At 35.1% G+C, this 1,153-nt stretch carries 1 protein-coding gene and 1 pseudogene; both read right to left on the bottom strand.

What is annotated here, in order from left to right; all coding sequences use genetic code 11:
- Window positions 1-343: pseudogene (locus QI30_RS19480) on the bottom strand (site-specific integrase); the annotation flags it as partial.
- Between the two features lie 337 nt (window positions 344-680).
- Window positions 681-1,153, bottom strand: a 473-nt coding sequence (locus tag QI30_RS19475) for a JAB domain-containing protein (RefSeq protein ID WP_370323646.1), incomplete at its 5' end; no start/stop codon positions are given.

Genomic DNA, 1,153 nt, shown 5'->3' with positions numbered 1-1,153 from the left:
CATAATGGCTAGATTTTATCTTCGCTCTAGTTTGCAGAGACAGTTCCGTTATATATGCTGCAGCATGCTCCAACTTTATACCTTTTAGTCCCTTCACCTTCAAGCTAGTATAAAAGGGCATACTAATATTTTTATAAACATAGTTAAAAAATCTTGTAATAGCATAAGCAACATTCTTTTGAGAACTTAATGATTTTCCTTTCATATAGTATTCACTTTTAATAAAATTGGTAAGCGGAGAGGGGAATACCATCCCAAACTCATCTTCTATCCCTATAGCAATTGTTCTTTCGGAATGATCCCCTACTAATGAAACTTCGAATTCTTTAACAACAAATCGCATAGCTCTCTCCTTAATTCACCCAAAATCAAAATTTCTTATGGGTATAAATGTAATTGTTGTATCAATGTTTTTCATATTACAATTAATTCCACCCTAAAACAAGTATACAATGATAAATTCAAAAAGTAAGCGACTTCAAATGTTTTAAATCCACAATAGTTCCTTAGATTTTTCAAATTTTCGCCAAGGAAATCTTTATTAAATGTATGTTGCTCCATGTTGATCACATCCTATTTCGTCGCCTTGCACACAAGGCGACGCGATTTTTCACTTACAATCCCTTACCCTGTCTCATATAAATTGAAAAGAGACGCACAAAGTGTGCGCCTTTTCAATATTACATATATCCTTTTTCTTTTAATGATAGGAAGTTATTTTCGCAGACGATTAAATGGTCGAGAAGTTCCACACCTAAGAGCTCACCTGCCTCCTTTAAACGCTCGGTAACATCAATATCCTCGGGGCTTGGTGTACAATTTCCAGAAGGATGATTATGCCCAACAATTATCGAAGCCGCATTTTGTAAGAATGCTGTTTTAAACACTTCACGTGGTGTTACGATGCTTGCATTTAAAGAACCGATATGACAACGGTGCAAAGATTGAATTTGATTTTTGGTTGATAAACAAGCGACTAAAAAGATTTCTCTATCCTCGTCACCAATAAATTTCATCGCTATATTGGCAAAATCTTGAGGGCTACGAACTGTATAATCTGTAAGGTTTTCCGACAAATATTTCTTTGGCAGTTTACGACGCTCGGCTTTAATTTTTACAATCTCATAAATCGGCTCTAACGACTGGTTAGTAG

This window comes from Candidatus Kurthia intestinigallinarum (assembly GCF_003991225.1).
Lineage (GTDB): Bacteria > Bacillota > Bacilli > Bacillales_A > Planococcaceae > Kurthia > Kurthia populi.
The sequence above is the reverse complement of the archived record's forward strand: the minus strand, read 5'-3'. Positions and strand labels throughout refer to the sequence as shown.